The sequence below is a fragment of the Terrabacter sp. MAHUQ-38 genome, from assembly GCF_014518425.1.
In the GTDB taxonomy this organism is placed as follows: Bacteria; Actinomycetota; Actinomycetes; order Actinomycetales; family Dermatophilaceae; genus Terrabacter.
This window is the reverse complement of record NZ_JACVCU010000005.1, coordinates 364,516-380,412: the sequence shown is the minus strand read 5'-3', so window position 1 is coordinate 380,412 and position 15,897 is coordinate 364,516. Positions and strand designations below refer to the sequence as shown.

The 15,897-nt window shown below is 71.9% G+C and carries 14 protein-coding genes; 13 read left to right on the top strand and 1 reads right to left on the bottom strand.

Annotation, left to right across the window (positions count from 1 at the left end):
* The first annotated feature begins 175 nt into the window (after positions 1-175).
* The 8 genes from H9I49_RS19800 to H9I49_RS19765 all read left to right on the top strand — a co-directional run bounded on the left by H9I49_RS19800 (position 176) and on the right by H9I49_RS19765 (position 10,332).
* Positions 176-3,454, top strand: coding sequence for a GH92 family glycosyl hydrolase (locus tag H9I49_RS19800; protein ID WP_188032096.1), 3,279 nt, complete (start codon positions 176-178; stop codon positions 3,452-3,454).
* A 568-nt stretch (positions 3,455-4,022) separates the two neighbouring features.
* Positions 4,023-4,604, top strand: a complete 582-nt coding sequence (locus tag H9I49_RS19795; RefSeq protein WP_188032095.1) for an HIT domain-containing protein — start codon at positions 4,023-4,025, stop codon at positions 4,602-4,604.
* A gap of 59 nt (positions 4,605-4,663) precedes the next feature.
* The gene (gene pgsA / locus H9I49_RS19790; protein ID WP_188032094.1) at positions 4,664-5,287 is read left to right on the top strand and encodes a phosphatidylinositol phosphate synthase; all 624 of its coding nucleotides are present in this window, start codon (positions 4,664-4,666) and stop codon (positions 5,285-5,287) included.
* The gene (locus tag H9I49_RS19785; RefSeq protein WP_188032093.1) at positions 5,284-6,309 is read left to right on the top strand and encodes a phosphatidylinositol mannoside acyltransferase; all 1,026 of its coding nucleotides are present in this window, start codon (positions 5,284-5,286) and stop codon (positions 6,307-6,309) included. The genes pgsA and H9I49_RS19785 overlap by 4 nt, the downstream gene beginning before the upstream one ends.
* The gene (locus tag H9I49_RS19780; RefSeq protein WP_188032092.1) at positions 6,306-7,475 is read left to right on the top strand and encodes a glycosyltransferase family 4 protein; all 1,170 of its coding nucleotides are present in this window, start codon (positions 6,306-6,308) and stop codon (positions 7,473-7,475) included. Before H9I49_RS19785 ends, H9I49_RS19780 begins: the two co-directional genes overlap by 4 nt.
* Complete coding sequence (locus H9I49_RS19775; RefSeq protein WP_188032091.1) at positions 7,472-8,023, top strand: hypothetical protein; 552 nt, start codon at positions 7,472-7,474, stop codon at positions 8,021-8,023. The genes H9I49_RS19780 and H9I49_RS19775 overlap by 4 nt, the downstream gene beginning before the upstream one ends.
* 171 nt (positions 8,024-8,194) lie before the next feature.
* Positions 8,195-9,124: a pyridoxal 5'-phosphate synthase lyase subunit PdxS gene (gene pdxS / locus H9I49_RS19770; RefSeq protein ID WP_188032090.1), complete on the top strand. Its 930-nt coding sequence runs from the start codon at positions 8,195-8,197 to the stop codon at positions 9,122-9,124.
* A gap of 176 nt (positions 9,125-9,300) precedes the next feature.
* A complete protein-coding gene (locus tag H9I49_RS19765) occupies positions 9,301-10,332 on the top strand; it encodes a DUF4037 domain-containing protein (RefSeq protein ID WP_188032089.1) in 1,032 nt (343 codons plus the stop codon).
* On the opposite strand, the gene kynU is transcribed toward H9I49_RS19765, so the two are convergent.
* Positions 10,325-11,578 carry a kynureninase gene (kynU, locus tag H9I49_RS19760; RefSeq protein ID WP_188032088.1) on the bottom strand — a complete coding sequence of 418 codons (1,254 nt, stop codon included), beginning with the start codon at positions 11,576-11,578 and terminating at the stop codon, positions 10,325-10,327. The two genes, H9I49_RS19765 and kynU, sit on opposite strands and share 8 nt — an antisense overlap.
* A gap of 205 nt (positions 11,579-11,783) precedes the next feature.
* Between kynU and pdxT the strand changes: the two genes are divergently transcribed.
* The 5 genes from pdxT to ruvB all read left to right on the top strand — a co-directional run bounded on the left by pdxT (position 11,784) and on the right by ruvB (position 15,719).
* A complete protein-coding gene (pdxT, locus tag H9I49_RS19755) occupies positions 11,784-12,431 on the top strand; it encodes a pyridoxal 5'-phosphate synthase glutaminase subunit PdxT (RefSeq protein WP_188032257.1) in 648 nt (215 codons plus the stop codon).
* Entirely contained in the window at positions 12,428-13,186 is a 759-nt protein-coding gene (locus tag H9I49_RS19750) for a YebC/PmpR family DNA-binding transcriptional regulator (RefSeq protein ID WP_188032087.1), read from the top strand. The genes pdxT and H9I49_RS19750 overlap by 4 nt, the downstream gene beginning before the upstream one ends.
* A gap of 147 nt (positions 13,187-13,333) precedes the next feature.
* Positions 13,334-13,987: a crossover junction endodeoxyribonuclease RuvC gene (ruvC, locus tag H9I49_RS19745; protein WP_188032086.1), complete on the top strand. Its 654-nt coding sequence runs from the start codon at positions 13,334-13,336 to the stop codon at positions 13,985-13,987.
* Positions 13,984-14,586: a Holliday junction branch migration protein RuvA gene (gene ruvA / locus H9I49_RS19740; protein WP_188032085.1), complete on the top strand. Its 603-nt coding sequence runs from the start codon at positions 13,984-13,986 to the stop codon at positions 14,584-14,586. The genes ruvC and ruvA overlap by 4 nt, the downstream gene beginning before the upstream one ends.
* Positions 14,583-15,719, top strand: a complete 1,137-nt coding sequence (gene ruvB / locus H9I49_RS19735) for a Holliday junction branch migration DNA helicase RuvB (protein ID WP_188032084.1) — start codon at positions 14,583-14,585, stop codon at positions 15,717-15,719. The genes ruvA and ruvB overlap by 4 nt, the downstream gene beginning before the upstream one ends.
* Positions 15,720-15,897 lie beyond the last annotated feature (178 nt).

Here is a 15,897-nt window from a genome sequence, read left to right as displayed (position 1 = left end):
CGACGTATGCCGCCGGGCCGGGTCCGCGCCCGTGTGACCCCACCCGGCGGCATACGTCCGTTCTGTCCGATGTCGCGCGTCCATCGGACAGGACATCGGTCACGGGTTGACGCGGGGGAGGGGACGTCACGAGTCTCGGGCGAGACATCGTCGTCGCCCGTGAAGGAACGTCCAGATGCGCACCGTGCTCCGCCCGCTCTCCGCCGTCGTCCTCGCCGCCACCGCCCTCGGCCCCGTCCTGCCCTCCGGGGCGCCACCGGCGGCGGCGTCCGAGCCGCTCGTCGAGTCGGTCAACCCGTTCATCGGCACGCAGGACAACGGGAACACCTTCCCGGGTGCCAGTGCCCCCTTCGGCATGGTCCAGGTGAGTCCCGACACCGGGGGAGAGGGCGGCTACGACTACTCGCAGTCCTCGATGTACGGCTTCAGCCAGACCCACCTGTCGGGGGTCGGCTGTCCCGTCGTCGGTGAGCTGCCGGTCATGCCCACCACGGGGGCCGTCACGACCGTCGACGCGTCCCGGTACCGGTCGGCGTACTCGCACGACGACGAGGAGGCGAGCCCCGGCTACTACCGCGTCGGCCTGCCGACCTACGGCGTCCAGGCGGAGCTGACCGCGACCGACCGCACCGGCTGGCAGCGCTACACCTTCCCGGCCGGCAAGCAGGCCAACGTCCTGCTCAACACCGGCAAGGCGAACATGCGGGTCTTCGACTCCGAGGTGCACGTCGTCGGTGACCGCGTCGTCGAGGGCCGCATCCACGACGGCAACTTCTGCGCCGGCAAGGACCAGCACACGGTGTGGTTCCGGGCCGAGTTCGACCGGCCCTTCAGCTCGTTCGGCACGTGGAGCGGCACGACGCTCACGCCCGGCGCCCGCGACGCGCGGACGGCCGACGGCGGCAACGGGGCCGCCCTGACCTTCGCCGGCGGCACGACCTCCGTGACGATGAAGGTCGCCCTGAGCTACACCGGCGCCGAGGGCGCCCGGGCCAACCTGACCGCCGAGACGGGCGACTCGTTCGACTTCGACGCGACCCGCGCCCGCCTGACGGGCCGGTGGGAGGAGCAGCTCGGTCGCGCTCGGGTCACGGGCGGCACGCACGAGCGGCGTACCGCGTACTACACGGCGCTCTACCACTCGCTCATGCACCCGAACCTCGCCTCGGACGTCGACGGCCGCTATCACGGCTGGGACGGGAAGGTGCACGTCGCGGAGGGCTATACGCCGCGTCAGAACTTCTCCCTCTGGGACACCTACCGCCCGCAGAACCAGCTGCTCGAGGTGCTCGCGCCCGACGTCGCACGCGACTCCCACCTGTCGGTCCTCGCGATCGGGCGCGAGGGCGGCTGGCTGCCGCGCTGGGCCCTCGTCAACAGCGAGACGAACATCATGACCGGCGACCCGGTGACGCCGTTCCTCGTCGAGGGTTGGAGCAAGGGCTTCCTCGCCGGGCACGAGGCGGAGGCGTACGCGCTGCTCAAGCAGAACGCGACCGAGCGACCTCCGGCCGACAGCCAGTACAACGGCCGCTCCGGCCAGCACTGGTACGAGAAGCTCGGCTACATCCCGTTCGGTCTGGAGGTGGGGACGGACTGCGTCTCCCACGGCGGGGACAACGACTGCGCGCACCCGGCCTCCGCCACGATGGAGTACGCGGCGGCCGACGCGTCGCTCGCCCTCATGGCGAGAGGGCTCGGCCACACGGCCGACGCAGCCATGCTCACCGAGCGCAGCGGCTGGTACCGGAACCTCTGGGACGACGGCACGCAGACCTTCCGGCCCCGCCTGGCCGACGGCACGTGGCTCGACCCCTACGAGCCCGTCGAGGCATCGCACGCGTTCCACGAGGGCGGCTCCTACCAGTACCAGTGGCTCGCTCCGCAGGACCCGGCCGGGCTCGTCAAGCTCATGGGCGGACGCGTCGCGACGGAGCAGCGGCTCGATGACTTCTTCGCCTACCCGAAGCTGCTCACCGACCCCGCCGGCACGGCCCGCACCGACTGGATCGAGGCGACGTACGCCTACTACAGCAAGCCGACGTACAACCCGAACAACGAGCCGGACCTGCTCGCGCCCTACGTCTACGCCTGGGTGCAGGAGCCGGCGAAGATCGCCACGGTCGCCCGCGCCGCGTTCACGCTGTTCACCGACGGCGCCGACGGCATGACCGGCAACGACGACCTCGGCACGATGTCCGCCTGGTACGTCTTCTCGTCGTGGGGCCTGTACCCGACGATGAGCGGCGCGAACTTCTTCGTCGTCTCCTCGCCGCAGTTCGAGCGCGTCGACATCGACGTGGCGGCGCCGTCGACGGTGCGCACGGGCCAGGGCGGACGCCTGACCGTCACCGCGCCCGGAGTCTCCGACGACCGGCGCTACGTGCAGACGCTGGCCGTCAACGGCCGCACGACCACCAGGAGCTGGGTCGGCTGGAACGACCTGCGCCGCGGTGGCACCGTCGCCCACACCGTCGGCACCACACCGAGCGGTTGGGGCACGACACCGGCCGACGTCCCGCCCTCGGCCGTGCAGGCAGGGCGCGACCCGCGCCTCGGTCTGTCCATGACGGTGCGTCCGAGCCCCGTGGTGGTCCCGACCGGCGCGCGGGAGGCGCGCCTGTCCGTCGACCTAGTGGGCCAGGCGCCGAAGAGCCTCCCCGTCGACGTGTCGGTCACGGTCCCCGGCGGATGGGGTGCGACGGTCGGCCCGGAGGGTGAGGGCGCGGCGGTGCTGCACAGCGACGGCGTGCCCGCGAGCGCGTCGGTCCCCGTGACCCTGCGGCTGCCGGCCGGACTGGGCGTGGGTGACCACCAGGTCCTCGTGACCGCGGCGGCACCCGGCGTCGAACCCGTCACGCGTACGGTCGCCGTCCAGGTCCGTGACGCCCTCGGCTGCCTCGGCGACGGCGAGGCCTGTGCCGTCGACCTGGGCCCGGCCCGCAACCACGACGGCACGGCGACCGTCGCGTCGCCGAGCGAGGGCAACTTCGACGGCAGCGGGTGGAGCTACGACGCCGCGCTGCTGCCGGCCGCCGGCACCTGGGACTGGAACGGGGTCACGTATGCCGCGCCTCCGACGTCCGGCACCACACCGAACTTCGTCGAGGGCCGCGGGCAGACCCTCCTCGTTCCGGCCGGGTCCCGGACCTCGATCCACGTCATCGGGGCCACCCACAACGGCGACGTCACGACCGCGCTGCGCCTGACCTACACCGACGGCAGCGTCCAGACGGTGCCGATCGCCCTGACGGACTGGGCGGCCGGCAGCGGCCACAACGGCAACACGGTCGCCATCGCCATGGACCACCGGATCAAGGGCGGGTCGGGCGTCGACGGGCCACCCGTGCAGCTCTTCGGGGCGACGGCGGCGGCGGACCCCGCCCGCCGGCTCCAGTCGGTCACGCTGCCCGCGGACGGCCGTTTCGAGGTGTATGCCGTGTCGCTGCGGTGACGGCCGGCCGAACGTACGAGGGCCCCGTGGTCTCACACACCACGGGGTCCTCGTGCACCATTGAACCGCATCGGTGGGGCTGAGCCCAGCCGCCGACCCCCGCCGACACGCCGCCGATTGTGGGGACACGCCGTGAGCTCTGCACGAACTCCGGAGAATCTTTGGCAAACCCCTTGTCACGAGCGTGTTACGGGGCTAGAACAGTCCTTACCGAACCGCTTCGGCGGGACGGTTTCTGAATCGCTTCGGCGAGGAAGAATCGAAGGCCCGGGAACTCATACTTCCCGGGCCTTCACCTTCCTTCATGCGCCTGGCGGCTCGACGCCGCGCGTGCTCGAGGACCACGGCCCTGCGGCTCTCACACCCGCAGGGCTGTTCCGTGTCGACTCTGACGTACGAGCACGCCTGCGACGGCACGACAAGGGCCCTGCGATCTCACACATCGCAGGGCCGCGCCCAATTCAACCGGCTCCGGCACCCGATCCCGAAATCGACACGCTGCACCGGTGTCTCGCGACCCGGGTCCGGCCCTCTCGCCGAGGGATCCCCCGTCCTAGGATCAGACACCATGACGACGCAGGCGAGTGGCACCACGTCCACGGGCGAGTCCGCGGCGCCGGAGCACGTCGAGGGGTTCGCCCGCGTCGAGGACGGCTTCGAGCGGCTCTGGACCCCGCACCGGATGGCCTACATCCTCGGGGACAAGCCCGCCGACGACGCCGGCACCGACTGCCCGTTCTGCTCCGCGCCGACCAAGCCGGATGCCGAAGGACTCATCGTCCACCGCGGCGAGCACTGCTACGTCGTCATGAACCTCTTCCCGTACAACCCCGGCCACGTCCTCGTCTGCCCCTATCGGCACGTCTCGCTCTACGTAGACCTCAGCGACGAGGAGACGACCGAGTTCACGGCACTGACCAAGCAGGCCATCCGTGCGCTGCAGGGCGCCTCCGAGCCGCACGGCTTCAACCTCGGGATGAACCAGGGCGCGGTCGCGGGAGCCGGCGTAGCGGCCCACCTGCACCAGCACGTCGTGCCCCGCTGGAGCGGCGACTCCAACTTCCTGCCGATCATCGCCCAGACGAAGGCGCTGCCCGTCCTGCTGGAGGAGACCCGCTCGCGCCTCGTCGCGGCCTGGCCCACCGACTGACGCGCCGCACCATACGGCGTGCCCGGGCATGCGCAACCGGTCAGTAGGCTGTCCCCACCATGCTCAACAGACTCCTGCGCGCGTCGATGACCAAGATCCTCGGTCCGATCGCCCACGTGTTCCTCCGCCTCGGGATCAGCCCCGACATCGTGACGATCGTGGGCACGACGGGTGTCTGCGTCGGCGCGCTGGCCTTCTTCCCCCGAGGTGAGATCTGGGTGGGCGTGCTGGTCATCACCGCGTTCGTCTTCTCCGACAACGTCGACGGCATCATGGCGCGTGAGTCCGGCCGGTCGAGCAAGTGGGGCGCCTACCTCGACTCGACCCTGGACCGCATGGGCGACGCCGCGATCTTCGGCGGCCTCGTCCTCTTCTACGCGGGCAGGGGCAACAACCAGCTCATGGCGGGCCTCGCCCTCGCGTGCCTCATCCTCGGCAGCGTCGTCTCCTACGCCAAGGCACGGGCGGAGGGCCTCGGCTACACCGCGGACGTCGGCATCGCCGAACGCGCCGACCGGCTCGTCGCGGTGCTCGTCGCGGCCTTCTTCGCCGACCTCCTCGGCTCGACCGTGTTGCTCGGCGTGGTGCTCGGGCTGCTCGCGGTGGCGAGCTTCGTGACGGTCCTGCAGCGCATGCTGACCGTGCGCCGGCAGGCCCTCGCCTCCGGTGAGGTGGGCGCGTGACCGGGCTTGCCCGACGGGCCACCGACACCGTGAGCGTGCTCGGCTTCAAGCTCGGCTGGTCAGCCGTACGCGCGCTGCCGGAGCGGGCGGCCTACGCCCTGTTCGACCGGGTGGCCGACATCGCCGTCCGCCGCGGCGGCCGGGGCATCGAGCGGCTTCGATCCAACTACGCCAAGGTGCGTCCCGAGCTCGACGAGCGCGAGCTCGACTCCCTCGTACACCAGGGGATGCGCTCCTACATGCGCTACTACTGCGAGGCGTTCCGCATGCCGTCGCTGAGCCGGGCGCAGATCGACGCAGCCGTGGTGGCGAGCGGCGACGAGGAGGTGCGCGAGCTGTGTGCGCGCGGCGAGGCAGGCGTCGTCTTCGTGGGGCACCTCGGCAACTTCGACCTCGGCGCCGCATGGTCGGCCGGCAACCTGATGCCGGTCACGACGGTCGCCGAGCGCCTCGAGCCGGAGGAGGTGTACCAGGAGTTCGTCGCCTTCCGGCGCAGCATCGGCATGGACATCATCCCGCTGACGGGTGGCGCCGACCCCTTCCACGGTCTGCTCGCCGCGGCGCGGGACGGCGGCCGGCTCATCGCGCTCGCGGCCGACCGAGACCTCACCCAGGGCGGCGTCGAGGTCGACCTGCTCGGGCATCGGGCCCGGATGGCGAAGGGCCCCGCGGTGCTGTCGCTCATGACGGGCGCGCCGCTCTACGCGGCCCGTATCTGGTACGAGCGCGCGCCACGCGGCGAGGGCCTCGGCGGACACCGCACCAGGATCGAGTTCAGCGGGCGGCTCGTGCCGCGGGTCGAGGGGACCACGGCGGTGCGGGCCGCCGACCTCGTCCAGCAGTGCGCCGACCACATCGCGGTGACGATCCGCGAGCACACGTCGAGCTGGCACATGCTCCAGCGCGTCTTCGTCGACGACCTCGACGCGCCGGTCTCCCCGGCCGCGAGCGCGTCCACCACCTCGGCGTCGGCCTCGGTGCCCCCCATGCCGGCCGAACGACGAACCGGGGCCACACCGTGAGGATCGGGATCGTCTGTCCTTACTCGTTCGACGTGCCGGGTGGGGTGCAGTTCCACGTCCGCGACCTCGCCGAGCACCTCATCGGCCAGGGCCACGACGTCTCCGTCCTCGCGCCCGCCGACAGCGAGACAGAGCTGCCCGGCTACGTCACGTCGGCGGGTCGCGCCACCGCGGTGCGCTACAACGGCTCCGTCGCGCGCCTCAACTTCGGTCCCGTCACCGCCTCGAAGGTCGGCAAGTGGCTCGACGCCGGCGAGTTCGACGTCCTGCACCTGCACGAGCCCGTGACGCCCAGTGTCAGCGTGCTCGCGCTCATGGCCGCGGAAGGTCCGATCGTCGCGACCTTCCACACGTCGATGCTGCGCTCGCGGACGATGCAGACGGCATACCCCATCATCCGGCCGAGCCTCGAGAAGATCGCCGGCCGCATCGCGGTCAGCGAGGACGCGCGTCGCACCGTCACGACGCACGTCGGCGGCGACGCCGTCGTCATCCCCAACGGTGTCTACGTCGACCGGTTCGCCGAGGCGCCGCGGCGTTCACCGTGGATCGGCACGCCCACAGCCCCGACGATCGCCTTCCTCGGCCGCATGGGCGAGCCGCGCAAGGGTCTCCCTGTCCTCGCAGCGGCCCTGCCGGAGGTGCTGCGCTCCGTGCCCGGCCTGCGGGTGCTCGTCGCCGGACCGGGCGACCCCGACGACGTGACCGAGGGCTGGCCGGCCGAGGTCGTCGCCGCGTGCGAGTTCCTCGGCTCGGTGTCCGACGACGACAAAGCCTCCCTGCTCGCGTCGGTGGACGTGTATGTCGCGCCCAACACCGGCGGCGAGAGCTTCGGCATCATCCTCATCGAGGCGATGAGTGCCGGCGCCTGCGTCCTGGCCAGCGACCTGTCGGCGTTCTCCCGGGTGCTCGACGGCGGTCAGGCGGGCGCGATGTTCGCCAACGAGCAGCCCGACGCTCTGGCGCGCACCCTGGTGGACCTGCTGCGCCGTCCCGAGCGGCGGGCCGAGCTCGCCGAGGCGGGCCAGCGGCGCGCGCGGATCTTCGACTGGTCGGTCGTGGCCGACGAGATCCTCGCGGTCTACGAGACGGTCATCGAGGGTCGGGCAGCCGCGATGCCGGCGCAGGGCCGCTGGAACCGTTTCCTGCGCGGGGGCGCCCGGTGAGCGAGGTTCTCTCCTGGGTTTTCGCGATCTTGTTCGTGCTCGTCATCGTCGGCTGGTACCTCTCCTACACCGCGGCTCGGCTCGACCGGCTGCACGTGCGCCTCAGCGGCACGCTCGCGGCTCTCGACGCCCGTCTCGTGCGTCGCGCCGAAGCGGTCGTCGAGCTCGCCAACAGCGGGCTGCTCGACGGTGCGACCTCGCTCATCCTCGCCAACGCCGCTGCGCAGTCGCTGGAGGCTCCCTCGGAGCATGGCCACGCCCGTGAGCAGGCCGAGAGCGACCTCACCGAGGCCCTCGACCTCGCGCTCACACCGGAGGCGGTCGACGGCCTCCGGGCGAGCGCCCTCGGTACCGATGTGCTGTCCCGCCTGACGTCGGCGTGCAACCGCGTCCAGCTCGCCCGGCGCTTCCACAACGACGCCGTCACCGACGTGCGCCGCGTCCGCCGCAAGTGGGCGATCCGGTTGTTCCACCTCGCGGGCTACACGACGATGCCGCACACGGTCGAGTTCAACGACGAGTCGCCCGAGCACCTGTCGGTCAGCTGACACGCCGTACGGAGCCGGTCAGGGGCGGGGCTTGCGCCCGGCCACGACAGGGAACCCCACGCGACGTCCGTCACAGCGGTGCCCACGAGCAGGGACCGTGTCGTGCGCAGGGCCGGTCTGGGCCTACCCTTTGAGGCAACCCCAGACCAGATCACGGGAAAGCAGGACATCGTGAGCACCACCCCGACCACGGGCAGCACGCCCGCGGCTGACCAGCAGTCCGGAACCGGCACGACCCGCGTCAAGCGCGGTATGGCCGAGATGCTCAAGGGCGGCGTCATCATGGACGTCGTCACGGCCGAGCAGGCGAAGATCGCCGAGGACGCCGGTGCCGTCGCCGTCATGGCCCTCGAGCGGGTCCCCGCCGACATCCGCGCCCAGGGCGGCGTGTCCCGCATGAGCGACCCCGACATGATCGACGGCATCATCGACGCCGTCTCGATCCCCGTCATGGCCAAGGCGCGCATCGGCCATTTCGTCGAGGCCCAGGTCCTCCAGAGCCTCGGTGTCGACTACATCGACGAGTCCGAGGTCCTGACCCCGGCCGACTACGCCAACCACATCGACAAGTGGCAGTTCACCGTGCCCTTCGTCTGTGGCGCGACCAACCTCGGCGAGGCCCTTCGCCGCATCACCGAGGGCGCGGCGATGATCCGCTCCAAGGGTGAGGCCGGCACGGGCGACGTCTCCAACGCGACGACGCACATGCGTCAGATCCGTCAGGAGCTCCGCCGTCTGCAGAACCTCCCCGAGGACGAGCTCTACGTCGCGGCGAAGGAGCTGCAGGCGCCCTACGAGCTCGTCAAGGAGGTCGCCGCGGCCGGCAAGCTGCCCGTCGTCCTCTTCACGGCCGGTGGCATCGCGACCCCGGCCGACGCGGCGATGATGATGCAGCTCGGCGCCGAGGGCGTCTTCGTCGGCTCCGGCATCTTCAAGTCGGGCAACCCGGCCCAGCGCGCCGAGGCGATCGTCAAGGCGACGACGTTCCACGACGACCCCGACGTCATCGCGAAGGTCTCGCGCGGCCTGGGCGAGGCGATGGTCGGCATCAACGTCGACGAGATCGCCCAGCCGCACCGCCTCTCCGAGCGCGGTTGGTGACCTCCGCTCCACCCGCACCACGCTGACGGATGCCGCCGAGCCCCACGGGCCCGGCGGCATTCGTCATCCCTCCCCGTCTCGCAACACCGAGAAGCCCGCAACGCACCGGCGTCGGATCCCGGTGCGTCGGTGATTACCCGGTGTGTTGCGGGAACGTCGGGTGGCAGCATCGTGACGTGGACGCCACCGGAGCCGAGCTGTCGCGGTCGTACTACGAACACGTCGTCGGGCCTCTCGTCCGTCGGCGGTGGCCCGGCCTGCCGCATGCAGCCGGCCGGCTGGGCAGCGGCTCGGACGTCCTCGGCCTCGACGACGGCATGTCGCGCGACCACGACTGGGGACTGCGCCTCAACCTCCTCGTCCCCACCGAGGCGGTCGCCGACGTCGACGCCCATCTCACCGAGTGCCTCCCGGACGAGTACGAGGGCCATCCGACACGGTTCCCCACCACGTGGGACCCGGGCATGCGCCACCGCGTCCAGGTCGAGACCGCTCGCGACCTCGCGGTCTCACGTCTGGGCCTCGACCCGACCGGCGACCTCGACGTCGAGGACTGGCTGTCGCTCACGGGCCAGGCCGTCCTGGAGGTCACGGCCGGGGAGGTGTTCGCCGACGACGCGGGTGAGCTGCACGGCATACGGAAGCGGCTCGCGTGGTACCCGGACGACGTGTGGCGTCACGTCGTCGCCACCGACTGGGCCCGACTGGCACAGGAGCTGCCGTTCGTGGGGCGGACGGCGGAACGCGGGGACGACCTCGGGTCGAGCGTCGTCGCGGCGCGGCTGACCGGCGTCGCTCTGCACCTGGGGCACCTGCTCGAGCGACGGTGGCCGCCCTACGCCAAGTGGCTCGGTACGAGCTTCGCACGCCTGCCGCGGGCGGCCGCGGCGGTCGGGTCTCTCCAGCGGGCGGTGACGTCGGCTGACTGGCGTGAGCGCGAGTCGGGGCTCGTCGACGCCATCCGCACCCTCAACGCGGTCCAGGACGCGGCCGGCCTCCCGGTGGCCGACGACCCCGTGGAGCCGTTCTGGGACCGGCCCTACCGCGGCGTGCGGGAGGAGGTCGTCGCCCTCCTGGAGGCGGGCGTCACCGACCCCGTCGTGCGGGCGCTGCCACGCGGCGTCGGGTCGGTCGAGCAGTGGAGCGACAACGTCGACCTCCTCGTGCACCCACGGCGCCGGAGGCCTCGGTGGGGACTGCTCAGGTGACGGCGCCGCGCTCGGCGAACTCGGGCCGCTCGAACTCGCGTCCGTCCAGGACCTCCTTGAGGTGCCTGGCCGCCCGCACCGCGTCGACGTGGGTGACGTAGAGCGGCGCGAAGCCCAGCCGGATGATGTCGGGCTCGCGGAAGTCGCCGATGACGCCGCGGGAGATGAGCGCCTGCACGACGGCGAACGCCTGCGGGTGCCGCAGCGACACCTGGGAACCGCGGCGCTCCGGTTCACGGGGCGTCGCCAGCGGCAGGTCCACCCCGAGCGTGTCGAGTGCCTCGATGAACATGCCCGTCACGGACAGCGACGCCGCCCGGACGTCGGCGGGGGAGAGGCCGTCGTACGCCGACAGTGCGGCCTCGAGAGCGAGGACCGAGAGCAGGGGCGGGGTGCCGACGCGGGCGCGCGTGATGCCGGGTGCCGGCTCGTAGTCGGGGCGCATCTCGAAGGGGCGGGCGTGGCCCTGCCAACCGGTCAGCGGCTGGTCGAAGTCGTCCTGATGGCGTGAGGCCACGTAGATGAAGGCCGGAGCGCCGGGGCCGCCGTTGAGGTACTTGTAGCCGCAGCCGACGGCGAGGTCGGCACCACCGGTGTCGAGGTCGACCTCGATGACACCCGCGGAGTGGCAGAGGTCCCAGCAGGCCAGGGCGCCGACGGCGTGGGCGGCCTCGGTCACGGCCCGCAGGTCCCAGAGCTCGCCGGTGCGGTAGTCCACGCTGGAGTAGGACGCGAGGGCGAGCTCGTCGCCGGCCTCGGCGATGGCGCTCACGGCGTCGCGCGGATGCACCCGGCGCACCTCGAGTCCGGCGAGGGCGGCGGCCGACTCGGTCATGTACAGGTCGCTGGGGAACGAGTCGGGGTCGGTCAGCACGACTCGCCGACCGGGGCGCAGCCGGCCGGCCCCGATCACGGCCTTGAAGAGGTTGACCGAGGTGGAGTCTGTGACGACGACCTGTCCCGGCGCGGCGCCGACGAGCCGGCCGACGAGGTCGCCGACGCGCGTCTGCGCGCCCCACCAGTCGGCCTCGTTCCACGACCGGATGAGCCGCTCGCCCCACTCGCGGCGCATGACGTCGTCGACGACGGCCGGCACGGCGCTCGGCAGCGCGCCGAGCGAGTTGCCGTCGAGGTAGACGACGTCGTCGGGGAGGGTGAAGAGCTCTCGGGTGCCGCGCAGGACGGAGGAGTCGTCCGCCTCCTGCGCACGGGCGGTCAGGGCGTCGTGGGTGTGCACCGTCGTCATGGCCGCAACGTATCCGGTGGGGTCGTGCTGATGTCAGGGCCGGTGTCAGGCCCGTCTCGCATCCGAGACGGTTCCCACGACCCGACCCGTGGTCGGCGCCTCGAGGCACGCGTTCTACGCTGACCCGGTGACTACCCGCACCACCGACGACCCCACCACGACCCCTGTCGCCGGCACCGCCGAGGACGCCGAGGCCCGGCCCCTCATCGGCGTCCTCGCCGTCCAGGGTGACGTGCGTGAGCACCTCGCCGCCCTGACGGCGCTGGGGGCCGAAGCCGTCACGGTGCGCCGCCCCGCGGAGGTCGAGGCGGTCGACGGCCTCGTGATCCCCGGCGGGGAGTCCACGGTCATGGACAAGCTCGTGCGCGCCTTCGACCTGCGCGAACCGCTGCTGCGGCGTATCGCGGACGGCATGCCCGCCTTCGGCTCGTGCGCAGGCATGATCATGCTCGCCGACCGCATCGTCGACGCGCGCCCCGACCAGCAGACCCTCGGCGGGCTCGACGTCACCGTCCGCCGCAACGCCTTCGGCCGTCAGGTCGACTCGTTCGAGCAGGACCTCGACTACGTGTGGTCCGACCGGTCCCGGCACGGAACCGTCCACGCCGTCTTCATCCGCGCACCCTGGGTCGAGGAGGCGGGCCCCGGCGTCGAGGTGCTCGCGCGCGTGAGCAAGGGCGCGGCCGCCGGTAGGATCGTCGCGGTCCGGCAGGGCAACCTCATGGCCACGTCGTTCCACCCCGAGGTGAGCGGCGACCGCCGGATCCACGCCGAGTTCGTCTCGATCGTCAGAGAGCACCGACTCCAGCAGTCGGGCGCACGCCAGTCACCGGAACGCGAGGACACTGCATGAGCGGCCACTCCAAATGGGCCACCACGAAGCACAAGAAGGCTGCCATCGACGCCAAGCGCGGCAAGCTCTTCGCCAAGCTCATCAAGAACATCGAGGTCGCGGCCCGGCAGGGCGGCGGTGACCCGGCCGGCAACCCCACGCTCTACGACGCCATCCAGAAGGCCAAGAAGACCTCGGTCCCCAACGACAACATCGACCGCGCCGTCAAGCGCGGCTCGGGTGCCGAGGCGGGCGGCGCCGACTGGCAGACGATCATGTACGAGGGCTACGCGCCCAACGGCGTCGCAGTGCTCATCGAGTGCCTCACCGACAACCGCAACCGTGCTGCCGCCGAGGTGCGCACGGCACTGACCCGCAACGGCGGCCAGCTCGCCGACCCGGGTTCGGTCTCGTACGTCTTCAACCGCAAGGGCGTCGTCATCGTGCCCAAGGACGCCGGCTCCGAGGACGACATCCTCGAGGTGGTGCTCGAGGCGGGCGCCGAGGAGGTCAACGACAACGGCGAGACGTGGGAGATCGTCTCCGAGGCCACCGACTTCGTCGCCGTCCGCAAGGCCATCCAGGACGCCGGCATCGACTACGAGTCGGCCGAGGCGTCCTTCGTCCCGAACCTCCAGGTGCCGCTCGACCTCGACGGCGCGAAGAAGATGATCCGCGTGATCGAGGCCCTCGAGGACAGCGACGACGTGCAGAACGTCTTCGCCAACGGCGACATCCCCGACGACGTCCTGGCGGAGCTCGACGACGAGGAGTGACGCCGGCCTGACGACGTCGACCCCGACCGGGTCACGGGAGGCACGCCGGACACCGGCGTGCCTCCCGTCGTTTCGGGGCGGCCCCGTTAGCGTTGTCCCGAACACCTGTTCGGATCGCCCCAGCCACCACGACCCAGGAGGTATGCCGTGCGCGTCCTCGCGGTCGACCCCGGCCTGACCCGATGCGGCGTGGGCGTCGTCGACGGCGTTCCCGGGCGACGGCTCTCGCTCGTCGAGGTCGGGGTCATCCGTACGCCGTCGGGCGACCCGACCCCGAAACGGCTCGTCGCCATCGAGGACGAGATGCGCTCCTGGTTCGAGCGCCACCGCCCCGAGGCGGTGGCCATCGAGCGGGTCTTCGCCGACACCAACGTCTCGACCGTCATGGGCACCGCTCAGGTGACCGGCATCGTCATGATGCTCGCCGAGCGGCGCGGGCTGCCCGTGGCCCTGCACACGCCCACCGAGGTCAAGGCGGCGGTGAGCGGCAGCGGGCGCGCCGACAAGGCCCAGGTCACGACGATGGTCACCCAGCTCCTCGGGCTCGACACTCCGCCCCGACCTGCCGATGCCGCCGACGCCCTCGCCCTGGCGATCTGTCACGTCTGGCGCGGAGGCACCCAGAGCCGCCTCGAGGAGGCACGCCTCGAGCAGCTCGCACGCACTGCAGGCCGAGGCAGCGGCATACCCCGACGCGTGCCGCCGGGCGCCGTGCCGGCCCGACGCACGGCCTCCGGGCCCAACCCCGCGATTCGCACTCCTCGCCCCACCCGAAGCAACCCTGGAGCCCAGTCCCGATGATCGCCTCGCTCTCCGGCACCGTCCTCAAGGTGGGCCTCGACTCCGTCGTCGTCGGCGTCGGGGGAGTCGGCATGCTCGTCCACACGACGCCCGCCACGGCGGCGTCCGTGCGCACCGGGCAGCCCACCGAGCTCGCCACCAGTCTCGTGGTTCGCGAGGACTCCCTGACCCTCTACGGCTTCGCCACCGATGACGAGAAGCACGTCTTCGAAACGGTGCAGACCGTGTCCGGCGTCGGCCCTCGGCTCGCCCTCGCCGTGCTCGCCGTGCACTCGCCCGACGCCGTGCGCATCGCCCTCGGCACCGGCGACGTCGTCGCGCTGACCAAGGTGCCCGGCATCGGCAAGAAGGGGGCCGAACGCATGGTGCTCGAGCTGCGGGACAAGCTCGGCGCACTGCCCGGCTCCGCAGGGACGGCCGCGCCGGTTCGCCTCGACTCGGGGGAGGAGTGGCGCGAGCAGGTCCGCGAGGCACTCGTGGGGCTCGGCTGGACCGTGCGGCAGTCCGACGACGCGCTCGACCGGATCGCGCCCCTCGCCGCGGACGGCGCCGGAGTCTCCGCGCTGCTGCGCGCGGCCCTCCAGGAGCTCGGACGATGAGCATCGAACGGTCCTGGGAGCTCGACGAGGCCGGCGCCCCCGAGGTGTGGGACGACGGCTCGTTCGAGGCCACGGCGCGCGTCGTCGACGCCGGCAGCGACACCGACGAGCGCCAGGTCGAGGCCGCCCTGCGGCCCAAGCGGCTCGACGACTTCCCCGGCCAGACACGCGTACGCGACCAGCTGGGGCTCGTGCTCAAGGCGGCCAAGCGACGCGGCTCACCCCCGGACCACGTCCTGCTGTCCGGGCCGCCTGGTCTCGGCAAGACAACTCTGGCGATGATCGTCGCGGGTGAGCTCGAGCAGCCCATCCGCATCACGTCCGGACCGGCCATCCAGCACGCCGGCGACCTCGCGTCGGTGCTCTCCTCGCTCGCCGAGGGGGAGGTCCTCTTCCTCGACGAGATCCATCGCATGTCGCGCTCGGCCGAGGAGATGCTCTACCTCGCCATGGAGGACTTCCGCGTCGACGTCATCATCGGCAAGGGGCCGGGTGCGACGGCGATCCCGCTCGAGCTGCCGCCGTTCACCGTCGTGGGGGCGACGACACGGGCGGGCCTGCTGCCCGCCCCGCTGCGCGACCGGTTCGGCTTCACCGGCCACCTCGACTACTACGACGCGTCCGACCTCGTGACGATCCTGCACCGCTCCGCCCGGCTCCTCGGCCTGGAGGCCGACGACGACGGCATCCGGGAGATCTCGCTCCGCTCGCGGGGCACGCCGCGCATCGCCAACCGCCTGCTGCGCCGGGTCCGCGACTGGGCGCAGGTACACGGCGACCAGCGCGTGACCCACGCGGCCGCCCGGCAGGCCCTCGCCCTCTTCGACGTCGACGGGCGCGGGCTCGACCGGCTCGACCGTGCCGTCCTCGACGCGCTGTGCCGTCGCTTCAACGGCGGCCCGGTCGGGCTCTCCACGCTCGCGGTGGCCGTGGGGGAGGAGCCCGACACCGTCGAGACGGTCGCCGAGCCCTACCTCGTCCGGGAGGGGTTCATGGTGCGTACGCCTCGGGGGCGTGCCGCCTCCACGCTCGCGTGGCAGCACCTCGGGCTCACGCCTCCGGTCGACGCCCAGTCGCTGTGGTCGGCGACCCTCCCGCTCGACGAGGCCGGCGGCGGGCGGTTCGACGACTGACCGGCCGAGACGAGCGGGTCCGAGCCGTCCAAGTGCGGCCAAAACGTGACACGGCCGTGCGTCACGGGCGCGCGATCCGTTCTGACAAACTGCACCCGCGCACGTAGACTCCTGCGGGCACCATAGCCGCTGCCGCGGCACCATCCGGTGCCCCCGGTCGTTGACGCGACATCCGACC

Excerpts from the sequence above, each read along its gene's own strand:
- H9I49_RS19800 (WP_188032096.1), top strand. The coding sequence starts at position 176 with ATGCGCACCGTGCTCCGCCCGCTCTCCGCCGTCGTCCTCGCCGCCACC.
- H9I49_RS19795 (WP_188032095.1), top strand. The coding sequence starts at position 4,023 with ATGACGACGCAGGCGAGTGGCACCACGTCCACGGGCGAGTCCGCGGCG.
- pgsA (WP_188032094.1), top strand. The coding sequence starts at position 4,664 with ATGCTCAACAGACTCCTGCGCGCGTCGATGACCAAGATCCTCGGTCCG.
- kynU (WP_188032088.1), bottom strand. The coding sequence starts at position 11,578 with ATGACGACGGTGCACACCCACGACGCCCTGACCGCCCGTGCGCAGGAG.
- H9I49_RS19750 (WP_188032087.1), top strand. The coding sequence starts at position 12,428 with ATGAGCGGCCACTCCAAATGGGCCACCACGAAGCACAAGAAGGCTGCC.
- ruvA (WP_188032085.1), top strand. The coding sequence starts at position 13,984 with ATGATCGCCTCGCTCTCCGGCACCGTCCTCAAGGTGGGCCTCGACTCC.
- ruvB (WP_188032084.1), top strand. The coding sequence starts at position 14,583 with ATGAGCATCGAACGGTCCTGGGAGCTCGACGAGGCCGGCGCCCCCGAG.